This is a genomic window from Methylobacterium sp. D48H, assembly GCF_053345715.1.
Genome location: NZ_JBKFAP010000034.1, coordinates 1 through 13,999 on the forward strand (window position 1 = coordinate 1; position 13,999 = coordinate 13,999).

Annotated in this window: 15 protein-coding genes and 1 rRNA gene; 6 read left to right on the forward strand and 10 right to left on the reverse strand. The window is 71.7% G+C overall.

Annotated elements, in window-relative coordinates:
• Both ACLBX8_RS28825 and ACLBX8_RS28830 read right to left on the reverse strand, forming a co-directional pair.
• Positions 1-65, reverse strand: a 16S ribosomal RNA gene (locus ACLBX8_RS28825); the annotation flags it as partial.
• A 471-nt stretch (positions 66-536) separates the two neighbouring features.
• The gene (locus ACLBX8_RS28830; RefSeq protein WP_091683563.1) at positions 537-1,058 is read right to left on the reverse strand and encodes a DUF2244 domain-containing protein; all 522 of its coding nucleotides are present in this window, start codon (positions 1,056-1,058) and stop codon (positions 537-539) included.
• 239 nt (positions 1,059-1,297) lie between these two features.
• Between ACLBX8_RS28830 and nth the strand changes: the two genes are divergently transcribed.
• On the forward strand, positions 1,298-1,978 hold the full coding sequence (nth, locus tag ACLBX8_RS28835; RefSeq protein ID WP_091683567.1) for an endonuclease III: 681 nt from the start codon (positions 1,298-1,300) through the stop codon (positions 1,976-1,978).
• A gap of 241 nt (positions 1,979-2,219) precedes the next feature.
• Positions 2,220-3,014 (forward strand): phosphoribosylaminoimidazolesuccinocarboxamide synthase, encoded by a 795-nt coding sequence (gene purC / locus ACLBX8_RS28840; RefSeq protein WP_010684691.1) that lies wholly within the window; start codon positions 2,220-2,222, stop codon positions 3,012-3,014.
• A gap of 6 nt (positions 3,015-3,020) precedes the next feature.
• On the opposite strand, the gene ACLBX8_RS28845 is transcribed toward purC, so the two are convergent.
• From ACLBX8_RS28845 to ACLBX8_RS28860, 4 genes are read right to left on the reverse strand one after another with little or no spacing between them, the layout of a single operon-like run.
• Positions 3,021-4,655 (reverse strand): glycosyltransferase, encoded by a 1,635-nt coding sequence (locus ACLBX8_RS28845; protein WP_447716207.1) that lies wholly within the window; start codon positions 4,653-4,655, stop codon positions 3,021-3,023.
• Entirely contained in the window at positions 4,652-6,775 is a 2,124-nt protein-coding gene (locus ACLBX8_RS28850) for a glycosyltransferase family 2 protein (RefSeq protein WP_447716208.1), read from the reverse strand. The genes ACLBX8_RS28845 and ACLBX8_RS28850 overlap by 4 nt, the downstream gene beginning before the upstream one ends.
• Positions 6,687-7,364 carry a hypothetical protein gene (locus ACLBX8_RS28855; RefSeq protein WP_354455678.1) on the reverse strand — a complete coding sequence of 226 codons (678 nt, stop codon included), beginning with the start codon at positions 7,362-7,364 and terminating at the stop codon, positions 6,687-6,689. Before ACLBX8_RS28855 ends, ACLBX8_RS28850 begins: the two co-directional genes overlap by 89 nt.
• 23 nt (positions 7,365-7,387) lie before the next feature.
• Positions 7,388-7,921 (reverse strand): invasion associated locus B family protein, encoded by a 534-nt coding sequence (locus tag ACLBX8_RS28860; protein ID WP_012320430.1) that lies wholly within the window; start codon positions 7,919-7,921, stop codon positions 7,388-7,390.
• A 186-nt stretch (positions 7,922-8,107) separates the two neighbouring features.
• Here ACLBX8_RS28860 and ACLBX8_RS28865 point away from each other — a divergent pair, with 186 nt between their 5' ends.
• Complete coding sequence (locus ACLBX8_RS28865) at positions 8,108-8,482, forward strand: hypothetical protein (RefSeq protein ID WP_020092489.1); 375 nt, start codon at positions 8,108-8,110, stop codon at positions 8,480-8,482.
• Between the two features lie 29 nt (positions 8,483-8,511).
• On the opposite strand, the gene ACLBX8_RS28870 is transcribed toward ACLBX8_RS28865, so the two are convergent.
• From ACLBX8_RS28870 to ACLBX8_RS28880, 3 genes are all read right to left on the reverse strand, one after another.
• On the reverse strand, positions 8,512-9,246 hold the full coding sequence (locus ACLBX8_RS28870) for a M48 family metallopeptidase (RefSeq protein ID WP_042669677.1): 735 nt from the start codon (positions 9,244-9,246) through the stop codon (positions 8,512-8,514).
• A gap of 66 nt (positions 9,247-9,312) precedes the next feature.
• Complete coding sequence (locus ACLBX8_RS28875) at positions 9,313-9,864, reverse strand: A24 family peptidase (RefSeq protein ID WP_165923093.1); 552 nt, start codon at positions 9,862-9,864, stop codon at positions 9,313-9,315.
• A 207-nt stretch (positions 9,865-10,071) separates the two neighbouring features.
• Positions 10,072-10,236 carry a Flp family type IVb pilin gene (locus ACLBX8_RS28880; RefSeq protein WP_012320434.1) on the reverse strand — a complete coding sequence of 55 codons (165 nt, stop codon included), beginning with the start codon at positions 10,234-10,236 and terminating at the stop codon, positions 10,072-10,074.
• 298 nt (positions 10,237-10,534) lie between these two features.
• Here ACLBX8_RS28880 and ACLBX8_RS28885 point away from each other — a divergent pair, with 298 nt between their 5' ends.
• Entirely contained in the window at positions 10,535-11,029 is a 495-nt protein-coding gene (locus ACLBX8_RS28885) for a pilus assembly protein N-terminal domain-containing protein (protein ID WP_020092492.1), read from the forward strand.
• Between the two features lie 113 nt (positions 11,030-11,142).
• Positions 11,143-11,790 carry an RraA family protein gene (locus ACLBX8_RS28890; RefSeq protein WP_020092493.1) on the forward strand — a complete coding sequence of 216 codons (648 nt, stop codon included), beginning with the start codon at positions 11,143-11,145 and terminating at the stop codon, positions 11,788-11,790.
• Here ACLBX8_RS28890 and ACLBX8_RS28895 read toward each other — a convergent pair.
• Positions 11,766-12,680 (reverse strand): LysR family transcriptional regulator, encoded by a 915-nt coding sequence (locus tag ACLBX8_RS28895; protein ID WP_331297701.1) that lies wholly within the window; start codon positions 12,678-12,680, stop codon positions 11,766-11,768. The two genes, ACLBX8_RS28890 and ACLBX8_RS28895, sit on opposite strands and share 25 nt — an antisense overlap.
• A gap of 119 nt (positions 12,681-12,799) precedes the next feature.
• Here ACLBX8_RS28895 and ACLBX8_RS28900 point away from each other — a divergent pair, with 119 nt between their 5' ends.
• Positions 12,800-13,963 (forward strand): mandelate racemase/muconate lactonizing enzyme family protein, encoded by a 1,164-nt coding sequence (locus tag ACLBX8_RS28900; RefSeq protein WP_091926260.1) that lies wholly within the window; start codon positions 12,800-12,802, stop codon positions 13,961-13,963.
• Positions 13,964-13,999 lie beyond the last annotated feature (36 nt).

Here is a 13,999-nt window from a genome sequence, read left to right on the forward strand (position 1 = left end):
TCGACTTGCATGTGTTAAGCCTGCCGCCAGCGTTCGCTCTGAGCCAGGATCAAACTCTCACGTTGAAGAGATTGATCTGGCCGATCACGTGTATTCTCAGACGGAGCCTCACATCGACCAAGTGCCAAACGCTTCACAGCGCCAGAACACCCGTCGGTGAGCTCAGAAAGAAGAACAACAGATCGGCACAAGTCTACTCACGCCAGGTCCTAAGACCTAGCCGCAAGGACAAACGCCACCCGCGTCTCCCTTCCTCATTCCAACTTGTCAAAGAGCGCCCCAGTCGCCTGAGGCTCATCAGAGGCAAACAGAAGACCGCCCGGCAATCCCGCCGGCCAATCCCGCCGCTTGTCAGAAGATGGCTCAGCGCCCGGTCCACTTCCGCGGCCGGCGCCGATGAGCCGGGGTACAGAGCCCTCGAATTTGCCCGTCAACAGCCCTGTTCCATCTCCGGGCTGTTTTTTCGCGCGGCCCGGGCGATCGCTGCCGCGCCGCCTCCCTGCCCTCTCAGGAGGCCAGAGAGGTCCGAGGTCAGGTCAGTATCCCTTCTTCACCTGCGCGAGCGCCGCGCTGAGCCCATGGGCTATCCGCGCCCGCTCGTCCGGCCCGGCGTCGCGCGCGACCAGCGCCTGCTGCCGGCGCGAGACCAGGGTCAGGCGCTGGAGGCCGTACTCGTCGTCCTCGACCGTCTCGAGCTTGGTCCAGAGCGGATTGAACCGCCACTCCCGCCGCTCACCGCGGTGGCTGACCCGGGCGAGCAGGATCTCGATCTGCGAGATCATCACCTCCTCGAAGGAGCGCCCGCGCCGGAAGCTCACCTTCAGCGCCGCGTAGATCGCCAGCATGTCGAGGCCGAAGAAGCCGGCCACGGGCCAGAAGCCCATGCGCCACGCCCAGACCGACACGGCGACCGAGACCGCGCAGCACCCGGTCATGACCACCCGGAAGCCGCGACGGCTCAACGACTGGTGCGGCCGGATCGTCGCGGTGAAGACGGGCCGGTCGATCGTGTCCGGATCGAGCCCGTACGGGTGGACGGAAGGATTGCCGCTCGCCATGCGATCCATATAACGCGCCGATGCCCGCCAGAAAGACTCCCCCGCCCGTGACGGATCGCGCCGGTCGCGGCGCCGCGGGACCGCATGAGACCGCGTCCGAGACGGTATCCGGGACAGCCCCGACGCGGCGGGGCAAGGGCGGCTCCGGGAGCAAGCCCGAGGGGGCGTCCAAGAAGGCGTCCGGGCGGGCGTCCAAGGGAGCATCCGAGAGCGCCGTCTCCGCGCGGCTCGGGGGTCCGATCGGGCCGGCCGTCACCGCGCAGGTGGACACGGCTCCCGAGGCCGTCGACGCGGCGACCCTCGCGGAGATCTTCCGCCGCTTCCAGGCGGCGGAGCCGGAGCCCAAGGGTGAGCTCCACTACGTCAATCCGTTCACGCTCCTCGTCGCGGTGGTGCTGTCGGCCCAGGCGACCGACCGCGGCGTCAACCTCGCCACCGGCCCGCTCTTCGCGATTGCCGACACGCCCGAGAAGATGCTGGCGCTCGGCGAGGACCGGGTCCGCGACTTCGTGCGCACGATCGGGCTGTTCAACACCAAGGCGAAGAACGTCGTCGCCCTCTCGCGCATCCTCGTGGAAACGCACGGCGGCGCGGTCCCGGCGAGCCTGGAGGCCCTGCAGGTCCTGCCCGGGGTCGGTGCCAAGACCGCGAGCGTGGTGCTCAACATCGCCTTCGGGGTTCCGCGGATCGCCGTCGACACCCATATTTTCAGGGTCTCGAACCGGATCCCGCTCTTCGTCGGCGCGACGACCGACAAGGTCCAGGCCGGGCTCGAGGCGATCGTGCCGGATGCCTACCGACTCCACGCCCATCACTGGCTGATTCTCCACGGACGCTACACCTGCAAGGCGCGCAAGCCCGAATGCCCGCGCTGCCTCATCGCCGACCTCTGCCGCTACCCGTCCAAGACGATCGATTGACGACCGCACGACGGCCGCGAGACGCGCGCGCGACGGGTCGCGGAGGTCGTCCCGGGCACGTCCCGACCGGCCTCCGCAATCCCGCCCTGCGGGCTAACGCGTTGTGCTGGAAGCCCGCTTCCGCTAGTTTGGCGGCCGGTCGCCGGGGCCCTCGGGCAGAGGCCGTCCGGCGGCCCGACCTCGCGTCCGGTCGCCGCGCCGCGGATTCCTCCCCATCGTCGCGCATCAGGAGCCTCGGCCCATGGACTTCCTCAAACCACGGTACACGCCTATGAATCGCCGCCGTCGCATCTACGAGGGCAAGGCGAAGGTCCTCTACGAGGGGCCGGAGCCCGGCACGCTCATCCAGCACTTCAAGGACGACGCGACGGCCTTCAACGCGAAGAAGCACGAGGTCATCGACGGCAAGGGTGTGCTGAACAACCGGATCTCGGAGTTCGTCTTCCAGCACCTCAACGACATCGGCGTGCCGACGCACTTCATCCGCCGGTTGAACATGCGCGAGCAGCTGATCCGCGAAGTCGAGATCATCCCCCTCGAGGTCGTGGTGCGCAACGTCGCGGCCGGGTCGCTGGCGACGCGCCTCGGCCTGGAGGAAGGCACGCAGCTGCCGCGCTCGATCATCGAGTTCTACTACAAGAACGACGCGCTGAACGATCCGATGGTCTCCGAGGAGCACATCACCGCCTTCGGCTGGGCGACGCCCCAGGAGATCGACGACATCATGGCGCTGGCGATCCGCGTCAACGATTTCCTGTCGGGCCTCTTCCTCGGCGTCGGCATCCGGCTGGTCGATTTCAAGATGGAGACCGGCCGTCTCTGGGAAGGCGACATGATGCGCATCGTCGTCGCCGACGAGATCTCCCCGGATTCCTGCCGGCTCTGGGATATCAAGTCCTCCGACAAGCTCGACAAGGACCGGTTCCGCAAGGATCTCGGCGGCCTGATCGAGGCCTATACCGAGGTCGCCAAGCGGCTCGGCATCATGTCGGAGAACGAGAAGGTCCAGGGCGGCGGCCCGCGCCTCGTGCAGTAGGCCCGGTCAGGCGCCCGGCCGGCGCAGGGGCGCCGGTCCGGCCTCGGGAAACCCCGCGCGCAGCCGCGCGTGGGTCGAGAGTTCCGGGTCGAAGCCCGGGTGATAATGGGGGTCCTGCACCAGCAGCGACCCCCATCGCGTTCTCAGCGCCGCGATCTCGCGCGCGTGGCGGGCCCGGGCCTCTCGGGTCCAGCGGCGGCTCGCCGCCTCGCGGTGATGGAGGACCGCCCCGGGGACCAGGAGCGTGCGGTAGCCGGCCGCGTTCAGGCGCAGGCAGAGATCGACGTCGTTGAAGTCGACCGCGAAGACCGCCTCGTCGAAGCCGCCGACCGCGCGGAACTTCGCCGCCTCGACGGCCAAGCACGCGGCGGTCACCGCCGACACCCTGTGGGTGACGCGCAGGGCCCCGAGGTAGCCGGGGGCATCGCCGGGAAAGTGCCGGTGCCCGTGGGTGACGAGGCCGCCGGTGCCGAGCACGATGCCGCCGTGCTGGATCCGGCCGTCGCCGTCGAGGAGCTTTGCACCGACCGCCCCCACATCCGGGCGCAGTGCCTCCCGGGCCATGCGGGACAGCCAGTCGGGCCGGAAGGCCTCGACGTCGTTGTTGACGAAGACCAGAAGCCTGCCGCGGGCGCGGGCCGCGGCGGCGTTGTTCATCGCGGCGAAGTTGAACGGTCCGGGCCAGGGCACGACGTGCCCCCTCCCCTCCCCCTCCAGCGCCCGCAGGTAGGCCAGCGTCTCGGGCTCGCGACTGTCGTTGTCGCAGACGATGATCTCGGTCGACGACCAGTCGGTGCAGCCTCGGAGGCTCTCGAGGCAGGGGCGCAGGAGATCCAGGCGGTCGCGGGTCGGCACGATGAGGCTCGCCAGGGGCCGCTCGTCCGGCAGGGGATGCTCGACCTGCACGAGACCGTCGAGCCCGACGGCCACGCCAACGCCCTCCCGCCCTGTCCGGTCGAGGTGATCGCGCACCAGCGCGTGGTGGGGGACGCGCCCGGTTTCGCCGCCCCGCGTCGCGGTCGAGGCGCCGCGCCGGACCGACAGGATCTCCGGCAGGTGGCCGATGGCGCCGGGACCGAAGCGCTCCGCGATGCGGAACGCGGCCTCGGCGGGACTGCCGGGATCGTCGCCGGCCTCGAGGGCGCCGCGTCGGCAGGCCAGCGTGGGTCCGAGATAATCGAGGGCCGCGAGCCGGTCGGCGTCGAAGACCGGCGGCAGAAGCGGCAGCACCGCGCCGCCGGGTCTCTCCTGCACCAAGGCGTCGCCGTACAGCGCCTGCAGGTCGGGCTCGCGCGCGAACGCGGCGGCGATCCGGCCGGGCGCACCGGCGACGAGGACCCCGTCGCCGATCACGCGGATCGCGTCTCCCGGACCGGCCGGCGCGGGGGGGAAGCGGTCGAGGATCCCGGGCGGCAGGGCGAGCCCATGGTCGATCCCGACCAGGGCGGCGAGCGCCTGCCGGGCGCGCAGGCGCTTACCCGTCACGCGCGCGCGCAGGATCGCGGCCGCCGCCCGGGGATGCGCGAGGAGTTGGCGCGTCGCGCCCACCAGCGCGCGCCAGGAGCGGCGCGAGGCTCCGAGATAGGTCGCGGCATCGTGGCCCGACGCGCTGTCCGACGCGCCGTCCGACCGCGGCGTCATTCCAGATCCTCGCCGAACGTCGTGACCGACAGGGCGGGGTGGTAGAACGGATCGTGCCGGATCACGGCCCGCCAGCGCTCGGAGAAGCGGGCGGCCTCCTGCTCGAAGCGGGCGCGCTTGGCCCCGACCGACGGACCTCGGCTGACGGATTCGAGATGGGCCAGCGTCGCGGCCGGCGTCCAGACCGTCTTCCAGCCGGCGGCGCCGAGGCGGAGGCAGAAATCGACGTCGTTGAAATCGACCGGGAATGCCTCGGCGTCGAAGCCGCCCACCGCCAGGTACTTCTCCCGCGCGACGGCGAGGCAGGCGGCCGTCACCGCCGAGACCTCGTGCGCCACCCGCAGCTGGCCGAGATGGCCGGGCGTATCACCGGGCCGGCGGCGCAGGATGTGGCCGGCCCGGCCGCCGAGGCCGACGACGACGCCGGCATGCTGCAGCGTGCCGTCGCCGTAGAGAAGCTTCGCCCCGACGGCGCCGACCTCCGGCCGGCACGCCTGCCGGACCATGGCCTCGAGCCAGCTCGGCTCCAGCACGGCGACGTCGTTGTTCAGCAGGACGACGATCGTCCCGGACGCCGCGGCGACGCCGGCGTTGACCATCGCGGCGAAGTTGAAGGGCTGCGGGTCCATGAGGATCCGGACGCGCGGATCGCCGCGCAGGGTCGCGTAGTGGTCGAGCACCGCTGGATCGGTGGAGCCGTTGTCGACGATGATCAGCTCGATCGCCGCGTAGGCTGTCTCGTGGAGCACCCCGCGGCAGACGCGGGTGATCAGGTCGAGGCGGTCGCGCGACGGGATGACGACGCTCACCAGCGGCACCGGATCCGGCAGGGGCCACGCGAGGCGAACGGCACCGTCGTGGATCCCGGCGCGGAACAGCGGCTGTCCGGACCGGTGCGCGTCCAGGGCCGCGGCCCGGGCCGACGGGTCGAGACCGTCTCCGGCGGTGCGGGCGAGGATCCGCGGGACATGCGCCACCCGCGCGGCGGTGCTCATCGCCGCGATCGCGATGGCCGGCGCGAGCGCGGCCATCGGGCCGACCGGGCGCGCCATGGCCGCGGCCAGCCACGCCCGCGACAGGAGCAGGGGAAACCCGGGATAGCCGGTCGCCAGGGCGAGGTCCGGGCTCCAGTCCGGCTTCAATTGCGGGCGACCGTCGGGGCCGACCGCGTCGCCGTAGGCGATGTCCGCTCCCGACAGGGCCTGGGCCAGCAGCGCCAGGGCCTCCGGCCCCGGGACGTCGCCGGGGCGCAGCAGGCACAGGGCGTCCGCCTTGCCGGAAAGTTCGTCGAAGCCGGAAGCCGCATCCCAGGTTCGATGCGACAGCGGCCCGTCGACCGATGCGGGCGGCGTCCCCGCCCACGCGACCTGGATCGAGTCGGGGCGGTGCGTCTGCGCGTTCAGCGCGTCGCGCGTGGCCGACAGCGGCGCCGCGTCCTCGGCTCGCGCGAGAACGACGCAGCGGATCCGCAGGGCGGAGGGCGCGACGCGGGCGGGCCGGGTCCGGGCGGCGGCCCAGGCCGGGAACCGGGCCATCGGGGTCACCGCGCAGGCGCCGCGCAGGATGTCGCGGTAGCGCCGTTCCGAGCCGCGGGCGCGCTCGTAGAGGGCGGAGACGCAGCGCCAGGGCCTGCGCAGGAGGCACTGCGCGAGCACCTCGACCTCGCGCCGGGCGCCGACCCGCTCGAGGGCGAAGTCCGCACCGGCAGAGAGACGGATCTCCCGGGTATCGGAGGGGATCAGCCCGAGCCAGTGGGCGAGCCCCTGCGCGGCTCCCGGCAGGAGGAAGTCCTGGACCGTCTCGTCAGGCCCTCGCAGGACGCGGAGGATCGGGCGCCGGGGCGCATTCGTCGGATCGCCGGCATAGCTCAGCACGATCCAGCCGGCGGGATGGTCCGGGAGCACGAGGCGGCGATCGAAGACGGGATCGTCCGTGGATTCCAGCCGGAACCGGGTCTTCCGGCCGAGCCAGAGCCTGTCGCGGCCGGTCCGGGCAATCAGCGGGGTCGGATCGCCGAGGCGCGCCGCGGCGTCACTGGGCAGCGTCGCCTCCGCCGGGTGGCGCCGCGGCGACAGCCGGTTTGCGGCGGCGCGGTTTCGCGGCGGTCTTGCCGCCCGCACCCTTGCCGGTCCCGACACCCACCGCGATGTCGTAATCGGCCGTCATGGCGGCCGGAACCTGCAGCTCGTCGGCCACGACCGTGGCGAAGCCCTGCGCCTCTCCGGGCCCGACGATCACGCCGGCCCGCTCGGTGCGGCTCGAGACGGTCTTGCCGTCGTGGCGGATCTGGAACGTCACCGGCACATCGAACCGGCCCGGCGCGCCCGCCGGCCCGAGCAGGACGTTGATCTCGGCGCCCACCTTGACGGTGATCGAGCCGTCCTGACGCCGCGTGCATTCGCGGGCGAGACGGCCGAGGGAGAACTGGGTGCGCACCGTGTCGCCCGCGAGCGTGCGCGAGGCGGCCCCGCCCTCGGCGACCTCGACCGTCGGGCAATAGGCCGGGTCGAGGGCTTCGGGTTGCGACGGCGGGACCGTCGTGCCGCCGTACTTGAACAGGTTGGAGAAGATGTTGCCCTCCTCGGCCCGGCCCGGGGCCGGGGCGGCGAGCGACGCGGCGAGCACAAAGCCGCCGAGCCGGAGAGCGACGGTCCGGCGCCGGGCCATGTCCGGGGACCGCGTGAGGCTCCTGTTCCGATGTCCGATCATCGCACGGCTCCCGAACCGCACCGTCATTTCAGGCTGTCGAACCCGGCCGCGAAGCCCTTCATCGACAGCGGGATGCCGACGCCCTCCTCGGGCGTCTGGAACACGATGAAGGTGGCCTGCGTGCCGTTCTTGAACTGGCGGATCAGCCCGTCATCCATCACGACCTCGGCCACGCACCCGGTGGTGAGGCAGCGGACGAAGCCGGCGCGGCCGATATCCGTCTGGTCGATCTTCAGGCCGAGTCCGGAAGGCAGGAGAACGCCCAGCGGCGCCACCACCCGCAGCAGGTAACCGCGATTGTCGGCGGTCTTGAGGACGATGACCACGAGGGTCAGATTGGGTCTGTCCTCGGCGGCGAGATACTGGACGAGGGCACACTGCTCGGCCTTCGCGCCGGCCGGCGTCTCGCAGCGCAGCTGCCAATCGTCGAAGGTCTTGCGCACCATGCCCTGAGCCGCGGCCGGCCCGGCGGGCGCCAGTGCCGCCGCGACGAGGGCGAGGAGAACCGGCAGCGCGGCGCGCCGGAAACGAACGAGCCTCGCGTGAAGCGGCACCACCGATCCCTTCGGAACGCTCCGGCCGAGGACCGGCGGGAGCCGTACAATCGGGCGTGTTCCGACCATGGTCCGCCCCGCGCTGTCAAGCGATGCGGGCGCGGTGTTGCGCGTCGGCGCTACCCGTAACGGTTTCAGCGGCCTAGATTGTGTTCGAACACTCCTCCAGCGCCGGATTTTGACGCCGTGATGCGCCCGCTCACTCTCTCGGCCGCCTGCTTGGTGGCCACCCTCGCGCAGGCGGGAGCCCAGTCCCTGCCGGTCGGAGAGACTACCTACATCGAACGCTCGCTGAACCACTCGGACACGCTGGTGATCGAGCATCCGCCCGTGGCGGCGAACCCGTACGGCCGCCGCAACGGTCAGGCGGCCATCGCCGGCTACTGCAGGGACGGCGGCCTGGTCCGCCGCCGGGACGAGTTCGGCAACCCGGTGATCATCCGCCAGCGGGAGATCTGCGACAGCGTCGCGCCGCGCACCCTCAGCCCCGGGCAGGTCGATCCCCGCCCGAGCTGGCCGGCGGATGCCGTGGCGCGCCAGCGGGTGCTCCGCGTCAAGGGCTGAGGCGGGGCTGATGCGGGTCTGAGGTCGGCTCAGCCGTAGCGATGCAGGCCGGTGCCGTGGCGCTTGAGCCACGCTTCGGCAGCGTCGGTGTTCGGGCAGAGCGCCTGCACCAGCGCCCAGAAGCGCGGAGAGTGGTTCATCTCGCGCAGATGCGCCATCTCGTGGGCGACCAGATAGTCGAGCACCATCGGCGGCGCGAGGATCAGGCGCCACGAGAAGTTCAGCTCGCCGCGGGCCGTGCAGGATCCCCAGCGACTGCGGGTATCGCGCAGCGTGACCCGGACTGGCCGCTGCCCGAGCCGCGCCGCGTAGCGCTCGATCGCTTCGGTCAGGTCGCGCTTGGCCTCGCGGGCCAGGAAGTCGCGGACCCGGCGCGCCACGTGGGCGGCGTCGCACGACACCGACAGCACCGCCTCCCCCTCGACGGACTCGATGCGGACGGGACCGCTCCGGGTGCCGCGCTGGCTGATCCGGTGGGGCTCACCGCGGAGCGGCAGGCTGGCTCCGAGCTCGAAGAGCACGCGGGTCGGCACGCGCGCCAGGCGCGCGGCGATCCACTCCGCGTGGCTCGCCGCGAAGCGCTGCGCCGTGTTGATGGCGGTGCGGCTCGGCAGGGTGATCACGGCCTCGCCGGTGGCGGCCGACACGCGGAGCGTGATGCGGCGCGCGGTCGGCCGCCGACGGAGGGCGATGCGGAGGCTGGCCCCCTCGTGCTGGACCTCAAGATGATCGGGATCGGGGCGACGCAGCAGCGCGAGGGGCATGCGCGACTTCTAGCTGGGCCGGGCCCGGGGCTCCAGATCCCGCGTCTCTGAATCGCCGCGGCGGCCTCAGCTGGCGAGGGCCCGGGTCCAGACGTCGGTCTCGGGGAGGACGAGGAGCGCGGCGGCGGCCAGCGCGATCCCGTACGGGATCCCGGTCTTGGCGTCGTGCAGGTGCAGGGCGAACGGCATGCGCGCGATCCGGCCGGGCAGCGGGTGCGTCCGCGCGAACAGGATCGCCAGGGTCAGGGCGCCGCCGAACACCGAGGCCACAAGGAGGTAGTCGCCGAGGCCGTCGAAGCCGAGCCACAGGGCCGTGGCGGCCGCGAGCTTCGCGTCGCCGCCGCCGATGACGCCGAAGGCGAACAGCGTGAACGTGACGAGCAGGACGACCGCACCGGCGGCGCAGTGGAAGCCGACCTCGGTCCAGCTCATCGAGCTCGTCAGGGCCAGCAGCGCGAACCCGGCCACGAGGGCGAGGGAGATCCGGTTCGGGATCAGCATGGTGAGCAGGTCGCTGGCGGCCGCGTAGGCCATCAGGAAGGGAAACAGGATCAGGAGACCGAAACCGGCCGGGCCCAGACCCGCCAGTCCCAGGCTTGCCGTCGCTGAACCGACCATCTCGGCGCCCATCTCGTCGCAGCCTGTCGCGTCACACAATGCGGTCCGCCCCGGCGGAGTGCCGGCCGGTCCGGACCTCGGATGTGCCGGGCGGCGAGCGCCGCCGCGAACAACGGCGATCCCGGCAGGCCGGGAACCCCCGCCTCTCTCCGGGTTGCGAGGAGAAGCGGGATGTCTCGAACCTGCCGCAGATCGGACGGGTCTCGATCAGTTCAGGTTGCCGGAGATCTGGCTGAACTTGCTGGTCAGGCTGGTGCCGACCGTCTTCAGGGCGGTGATGATGGCCACGGCGATGAGGGCCGCGATCATGCCGTACTCGATCGCGGTGGCGCCGGACTCGTCCGAAGCAAAACGCGTGAACAGGGTCTTCATAGAGGGTGATCCTTCGATCAACACAGAGCGAGATAAAACTTGCGCGATGCCCGATGAAGAATTTTCAGGTCTCGATCGGCGGCCTGCACAGACTGCCGATTACGCCTTGAAAATCGGTTAAATCGATCCCGCACCGACCTAAAAGGCTGTCTCGCTGCGAGTTTGGTGAAGGTTGGGTTTCACCGATACGGCACAGTGCCGCGACTTGGTCTTGCTTAGCGCTTCCTTCACGGGTTCCGCGCTAGCCTCGGGCCTCGGGTAGGCTCTCTTCGACCGCCCGCCGTCTTGAGGAACCCCGATGCGTCGCACCCTGTCGATCGCGGGCCGCGCCGGCCTCGTCGTCCTGCTGACGGGCGCCGCGGCCGCGGCCGGCCAGCCCGATCTGCTGCCCGTCGTGACCGTTCTCGTCGACAACGCCAAGGTGCTCCGCCTGCCGGAGAAGACGTCGACCGTCATTGTCGGCAACCCGATCATCGCCGAGGTGACGCCGCAGAAGAACGGCGTCCTCGTGCTCACCGGCAAGAGCTTCGGCTCCACCAACCTGATCGCCCTCGACAACGGCGGCGCCATGATCGCCGAGACGACCATCCGGGTCGAGGCGTCGCGGGACTCGACGATTACGGTGCAGCGCGGTCTCGATCGGGAATCCCTGTCGTGTACGCCGGGCTGCCAGCCGTCGGTGCAGCTCGGCGACTCGGCCAGCTACTTCGGTGCGACGAGCGGTCAGGCCGATGCCCGTCGCAAGCTCGCGACCGGCGGCGGCGCGGGCACGGTCCCGGCGGCAGATCACTGACCGGGCCGGGGTTCCATCGCGACATCGGCCGCGGCCTGGGGCAGGATCCCCCGGCCCTCGCCGATTCGCCGCGATGCCGCGGGGGCGCTGACGCCAGGGAGACGTCGAGGCCGATGTCCGCCATCACCCGCAATCCGCCGCCCCCCGCCGTCGACCCGGCCGTGCTGGCGGCCTTCCGCGATGTCTCGACGGCCACGATCAGCGACTGCCTGGCGCGGATGCCGGTCCTGGCCGGCCTGCGCCCGTTCCATCGCGGCGGGGCACTCGTGGGAACGGCCTTCACGGTCCGCGTCCGGAGCGGCGACAACCTGGCCATCCATCAGGCTCTGGAAGAGGTCCGCCCCGGCGACGTGATCGTGGTCGACGGCGCCGGTGACACGAGCCGCGCGCTGGTGGGCGACATCATGAAGGCCATCGCGGAGAGCCGGGGCGTGGCCGGTTTCGTGATCGACGGCGCCGTGCGCGACACGGCGGCGTTCGCGGGCGCGGACTTTCCCTGCTACGCCCGCGACGCGACGCCGCGGGGGCCGTTCAAGACGGGCCCCGGCGCGATCAACGTGCCGGTCTGCGTCGGCGGCTGGACGGTGAGCCCGGGGGACGTGGTGGTCGGCGACGCCGACGGCGTCGTGTCGTTCCCGCCCGGCGACGCGGCCGCCCTGCTCGACGCCGTGCGGGCGCAGGCGGCCCGCGAGGCGGAGGTCCTGGAGCAGATCCGGGCCGGTCGCTACGACGGCCGCTACGCCCGGGTGGCGAAGGCCTGATCCGGCCGGGCGCCCTCGGGCGCGTGCAGGCGCCGCCACAGGGCATCGGCCGCACCGCCTCGGCCCTCGCGCGTCCGGAACAGCCGGATCTCCACCGGAACGTCTAGCTCCTCCGGGCCTGCCCGCACGAGTTGTCCGCGGGCGATCGCCGCCTCCGCGAGCGTCACCGGGAGCCACGCGACACCGTCGCCCCCCTGGGCCATGGTCATCAGCGTCGCCGCGAGGTGCGACGTGAAGGCCGGCTCGTGGCCGGCCGCCGCCCCGCTCGCCGCCAGGATCCGGCCGAGCCCCGAGGCCTCGCCGTAGGCGAGGTAGCGGACCGCACCGCTCAGGGGCCAGAGCGGCGCCCCTTCGGACGTCGGTGCGCAGAGCGGCACGAGGCTGTCCGCGCCGACGCGGACCGACTCGCAGCGGCCATCGTCCAGGGGCGTGGGGAGGTCCGCGCGGTGGTGGCACAGGAGCAGTTGCACCTCGCCGGCCAGCAGGATCGCCTCGCAGGCCGCCATGCTGTCCGAGATCAGGTTGAGGGCGCCCAGCGTCTCGAAGGGTGCGTGCCGGCGGATCCAGCCGGGAAAGAACGTGAACGACAGCGCGTGCGTGGCCGCGATCGCGAGGCTCGCATCCGCGCGCGCGCCCGCGGCCCGCGCCTCGCGGCACGCCCGGTCCAGGCCCCGCATCAACTCCTCGGCGTGCGGGCGGAAGCCCGTTCCGGCGGCGGTCAGGTGCGCCCCTTGCGCGCTCCGCAGGAACAGGGGCGTCCCGAGCCACGCCTCGAGCGCGCGGATCCGTCGGCTGAAGGCCGGCTGCGTCACGTGCCGGACCTCGGCGGCCCGCGAGAAGGTCCGGTGCTCGGCGAGCGCGAGGAAGTCCCGCACCCAGTCCAGATCCATAGCGCCTCTCCGACAGGACGGGGCCGATGCCGCCCGCGCATCGCGCGCTCCGGAAACGGCATTGGCTGACCCGGTGCCGCCGACGCTATGGCACCGGGACGCACCGGGGAGAGTGAGCCATGCGCATCGTCGACGTCCGCGAGGTCACCAAGCCGATCGCATCGCCGATCCGCAACGCCTACATCGACTTCTCGAAGATGACCACGAGCCTCGTCGCGGTGGTCACCGACGTGGTCCGCGACGGCCGGCGTGTCGTCGGCTACGGCTTCAACTCCAACGGCCGCTACGGCCAGGGCGGCCTGATCCGCGAGCGCTTCCGCGACCGGATCCTGGAGGCCGACCGGGACAGCCTCCTCGTCGATGCAGGCGACAACCTCGACCCGCACCGGGTCTGGGCCGCGATGATGCGCAACGAGAAGCCCGGTGGCCACGGCGAGCGCTCGGTGGCGGTGGGCACCCTCGACATGGCGATCTGGGACGCGGCGGCGAAGATCGCCGGGAAGCCGCTGTTCCGGATGCTCGCCGAGCGGAAGGGCGTCGCCGCCGACCCGCGGGTCTTCGTCTACGCGGCCGGCGGCTACTACTATCCCGGCAAGGATGATTCCGCCCTCCGCGCCGAGATGCGCGGCTATCTCGACCGCGGCTACACCGTCGTGAAGATGAAGATCGGCGGCGCGCCGCTCGAAGAGGACCGGCGCCGGATCGAGGCCGTGCTCGCCGAGATCGACGGACGGGGCCGTCTCGCGGTGGACGCCAACGGCCGCTTCGATCTCGAGACCGCCATCGCGTACGCCCGGATGCTGCGGCAGTACCCGCTGTTCTGGTACGAGGAGGCGGGCGACCCGCTCGACTACGCGCTCCAGGCGGCACTCGCGCCCTACTATCCCGGGCCGATGGCCACCGGCGAGAACCTGTTCTCGCACCAGGACGCGCGCAATCTCCTGCGCTACGGCAACATGCGGCCCGACCGCGACTGGCTGCAGTTCGACTGCGCGCTGTCGTACGGGCTCGTGGAGTACCTGCGCACCCTCGACGTGCTGGCCGAGTTCGGCTGGTCGCCCGCCCGATGCATCCCGCATGGCGGGCACCAGATGTCGCTCAACATCGCGGCCGGGCTGGGCCTCGGCGGCAACGAGAGCTACCCGGACCTGTTCCAGCCCTACGGCGGCTTCCCCGACGGGGTGCGGGTCGAGGACGGCCACATCACCATGCCGGACCTGCCGGGCATCGGCTTCGAGGGCAAGTCGGACCTCATCGCGGAGATGCGCGCCCTCGCGGCGTAGCGCATCGCTCAGCGCGGCCTTGCGGAGCGCGGCGCC

What these genes read in the sequence shown, in the direction of transcription:
- ACLBX8_RS28890 (WP_020092493.1), top strand. Translation starts at nt 11,143, where the DNA reads ATGTCCGCCATCACCCGCAATCCGCCGCCCCCCGCCGTCGACCCGGCC.
- ACLBX8_RS28855 (WP_354455678.1), bottom strand. Translation starts at nt 7,364, where the DNA reads ATGATCGGACATCGGAACAGGAGCCTCACGCGGTCCCCGGACATGGCC.
- ACLBX8_RS28885 (WP_020092492.1), top strand. Translation starts at nt 10,535, where the DNA reads ATGCGTCGCACCCTGTCGATCGCGGGCCGCGCCGGCCTCGTCGTCCTG.
- ACLBX8_RS28875 (WP_165923093.1), bottom strand. Translation starts at nt 9,864, where the DNA reads ATGGTCGGTTCAGCGACGGCAAGCCTGGGACTGGCGGGTCTGGGCCCG.
- ACLBX8_RS28830 (WP_091683563.1), bottom strand. Translation starts at nt 1,058, where the DNA reads ATGGCGAGCGGCAATCCTTCCGTCCACCCGTACGGGCTCGATCCGGAC.
- purC (WP_010684691.1), top strand. Translation starts at nt 2,220, where the DNA reads ATGGACTTCCTCAAACCACGGTACACGCCTATGAATCGCCGCCGTCGC.
- ACLBX8_RS28870 (WP_042669677.1), bottom strand. Translation starts at nt 9,246, where the DNA reads ATGCCCCTCGCGCTGCTGCGTCGCCCCGATCCCGATCATCTTGAGGTC.
- ACLBX8_RS28900 (WP_091926260.1), top strand. Translation starts at nt 12,800, where the DNA reads ATGCGCATCGTCGACGTCCGCGAGGTCACCAAGCCGATCGCATCGCCG.
- ACLBX8_RS28880 (WP_012320434.1), bottom strand. Translation starts at nt 10,236, where the DNA reads ATGAAGACCCTGTTCACGCGTTTTGCTTCGGACGAGTCCGGCGCCACC.
- ACLBX8_RS28895 (WP_331297701.1), bottom strand. Translation starts at nt 12,680, where the DNA reads ATGGATCTGGACTGGGTGCGGGACTTCCTCGCGCTCGCCGAGCACCGG.
- ACLBX8_RS28845 (WP_447716207.1), bottom strand. Translation starts at nt 4,655, where the DNA reads ATGACGCCGCGGTCGGACGGCGCGTCGGACAGCGCGTCGGGCCACGAT.
- ACLBX8_RS28865 (WP_020092489.1), top strand. Translation starts at nt 8,108, where the DNA reads ATGCGCCCGCTCACTCTCTCGGCCGCCTGCTTGGTGGCCACCCTCGCG.